The sequence below is a fragment of the Microvirga sp. P4_G7 genome (assembly GCF_056401005.1).
Genome location: NZ_JBFUKD010000629.1, coordinates 1 through 2,156, shown reverse-complemented (window position 1 = coordinate 2,156; position 2,156 = coordinate 1). Strand labels below are relative to the sequence as shown.

The following is a 2,156-nucleotide window of genomic DNA, read 5'->3' as shown; positions in this document are numbered from 1 at the left end:
GTCGAGGATCACGTCGGCGCCGCGGCCGCCCGTGATGTCCTTGACGGCTTTCACGAAATCGCTTTCGCGGTAATTGATCGCCCAATCGGCGCCGAGGTCCCGGCAGGCGTCGCATTTCGCCTGATTGCCGGCCGTCGCGATGACGGTGGCGCCGAAGGCTTTGGCGAGCTGGATGGCCGTCGTGCCGATGCCGGAGGTGCCGCCGTGGACGAGAAATGTCTCGCCCGGCTGCAGGCGGCCGCGCTCGAAAACGTTCGACCACACGGTGAAGTAGGTCTCGGGGATCGCGCCCGCCTCGGTCATGGGCAAGCCGTCGGGGATGGGAAGGGCGTTCACGGCGGCGACGACGGCGTATTCCGCGTAACCGCCCCCTGGAACCAGCGCCATGACATCGGCGCCGGGGAAAAACCGCGGCAGATTGGCACCGACTTCGACGACCACGCCTGCAATCTCCAGGCCGAGAACATCCGAGGCGCCGGGTGGCGGCGGATAGCCGCCTTCGCGCTGGACGACATCGGGCCGGTTTACTCCCGCCGCGGCGACGCGCACGAGAAGTTCGCCTTCCTTGGGTTGGGGAAGCGGGCGATCGACGATGCGTAAGACTTCCGGCCCGCCTTTTCCCTCGGCAATTACGGCGCGCATGGTGGCGGGGAGCGTGGACATTCAGCGTCTCCGATCAGGATATTTTCTGCCGGGGATATAGTCCGCATTTGGCAATCCGGGCATCCCGCACTAACCTTTAAGTCCGTTCGAGAGGAGGATGCCATGGATTTTGACCCCTTCACCGACGAGCCGCGTGCGAAGGCCGTGGGTTTCGACTTGGATTCCGACGTGGGAAAAGACCTGTCTTTGCTTTCAATTGACGAGATCGACGAGCGCATTGCCATGCTGGAGCGCGAAATTGCGCGCCTGAAAAGCACCAAATCCGGCAAAGAAAGTTCGAAGGCCGCTGCGAGCGCGTTCTTCAATCTGGGAACCAGTTGAACAAAACCTTAACGGTATTTTAAGGTTTACAATTGATAGTTGTCTTCATCCAGTGCGCTGGATGTCGAGTGGCTCCTGACCACTCTGTTTGACGCCTCCCTGTTTTCGACTTCGAGCCGCCGTGAGGCGGCTCAATTTTTGACCGTCTCCGTTTCGAGGGTCTCCGCCGGCTTAACCTTAAAAATGGGTTACCGAAGCGTGATGCAAAAACCCGCCCTATAGTGCCCGCCATGACAGCCCGTCCGGGAAGGGCGGGGCATGAGCGTGGAGACAGGCGGTTGAGCGACCCCGACGTGATGAAGCCGGAAAGCAATGCGGTCCCGTTCGGCCGGACATTCGTCCAATCGGATGCGTTCAAGGCACTTTTCCAGGAAGGGATGGAGCTCGTCGAAGAGACCGCGGCCTATCTCGATGGGCCTGGCCGCGAGGAATCCCGCCATCTGCCGCGACAGATTACCRTAGTCTATGCGAGCGAAAGCATGCGCCTGACCACACGGTTGATGCAGATCGCCTCGTGGCTTCTGGTCCAGCGCGCCGTGGGAGAAGGGGAACTTTCTCCGGCCCAAGCCCAGTCCGAGAAGAACCGCGTGCGCCTCGTCACCCAGGCATCCTCGACGACGATCGCGGAATATGAGGCGCTGCCGCCGCGGCTTCGGGATTTGATCGGCTTGGCGACGCGCCTGCACGCCCGCATCATGCATCTGGAACAACTGATATCGGAATCCGAGAGCCGCACGGCGGTACTCGTGGAAAATCCGGTCGCCGCGCAACAGCGTCTGCTCGAACGGGCTTTCGGCGCCAGAAACTAACCGGTCCGACGCCCCCTTTCGCCGACCCGACGCGTCCCTTCTGTCATCCCCGGCGAGCGAAGCGAGGGAAGGGGACCCACGACCGGGTGAGGCGGAGCCATGAGTTCCTTTTCCTCTGCAGCGGCTTCGCTGTCGCTGACCGCGGGTTTGACTCGTTTGCGTTAGGTTGATATCAACTTATACCGCAAGATATCGCCGCGGACCGAAGGCGCAGCGTGCCGTGTTGAAAACATCGAGGCTGCGGGGAGCGCTCAAGACAGTCAAACCAAGCAGGAGAGAAGCAATGGCCTACGTCGAAGGATTCGTTGCCGCCGTGCCCGCCGCCAACAAGGAGGCCTATCGCAAGCACGCCGCCGACACCGC

The 2,156-nt window shown here is 61.8% G+C and carries 3 protein-coding genes; 2 read left to right on the top strand and 1 reads right to left on the bottom strand.

The features are described from left to right. The coding region (locus AC1DT3_RS18840) for an NAD(P)H-quinone oxidoreductase (protein WP_477466748.1) at nucleotides 1-663 on the bottom strand (663 nt) is incomplete at its 3' end. 102 nt (nucleotides 664-765) lie between these two features. On the opposite strand from AC1DT3_RS18840, the gene AC1DT3_RS18835 reads away from it, so the two are divergent. After that, a complete protein-coding gene (locus AC1DT3_RS18835; protein ID WP_477466747.1) occupies nucleotides 766-984 on the top strand; it encodes a DUF1192 domain-containing protein in 219 nt (72 codons plus the stop codon). 296 nt (nucleotides 985-1,280) lie between these two features. After that, on the top strand, nucleotides 1,281-1,793 hold the full coding sequence (gene rcdA / locus AC1DT3_RS18830) for a protease adaptor protein RcdA (RefSeq protein ID WP_477466749.1): 513 nt from the start codon (nucleotides 1,281-1,283) through the stop codon (nucleotides 1,791-1,793). Nucleotides 1,794-2,156 lie beyond the last annotated feature (363 nt).